Genomic DNA, 414 nt, shown 5'->3' on the forward strand with positions numbered 1-414 from the left:
CTCGTCGGCGAGGAGCCGGTGCCCGAACTCCGGGTCGTCCTTGTGCGCGTCGAACAACGCGTTCGCGCGATACGCCTCCACCACCTCGCTGGGCAAGATGGGAGCGGCCAGCCACCGGTAGTAGGGCTGGCGAGAGAGCTTGAGCACCCGACACGTCACCGTCACAGGGATCCCTGCGGCGGCGAGCTCACTCACGAGCGGGTAGAGCCTTTTCCCGGCAGATTCGCCTGCGACAAATACGCCGCAGCCCGCCGGAGGACCTCGTTCTCTTGCTCGAGGAGCCGGATTCGCTTCCGCGCTTCGCGCAGCTCGGCGCCCTCGGTTCGCGACTGACCGGGCATGGAACCGTCGTCGACCGCAGCACGTTGCAGCCACTTCTGCAGAGTCATCGGGTGAACGCCGAAGTCTTTCGCG

General features: G+C 66.7%; 1 protein-coding gene and 1 pseudogene. Both read right to left on the reverse strand.

Features of this window, described 5'->3' with window-relative positions; genetic code table 11:
- Positions 1-195 (reverse strand): annotated as a pseudogene (locus tag MIC448_RS14385) (IS3 family transposase); the annotation flags it as partial.
- The coding region (locus MIC448_RS14390) for a hypothetical protein (RefSeq protein WP_036301254.1) at positions 192-414 on the reverse strand (223 nt) is incomplete at its 5' end. The gene MIC448_RS14390 and the pseudogene MIC448_RS14385, both read right to left, overlap by 4 nt.

The sequence above is a fragment of the Microbacterium sp. C448 genome (assembly GCF_000582705.2).
Classification (GTDB): domain Bacteria; phylum Actinomycetota; class Actinomycetes; order Actinomycetales; family Microbacteriaceae; genus Microbacterium; species Microbacterium lacus_A.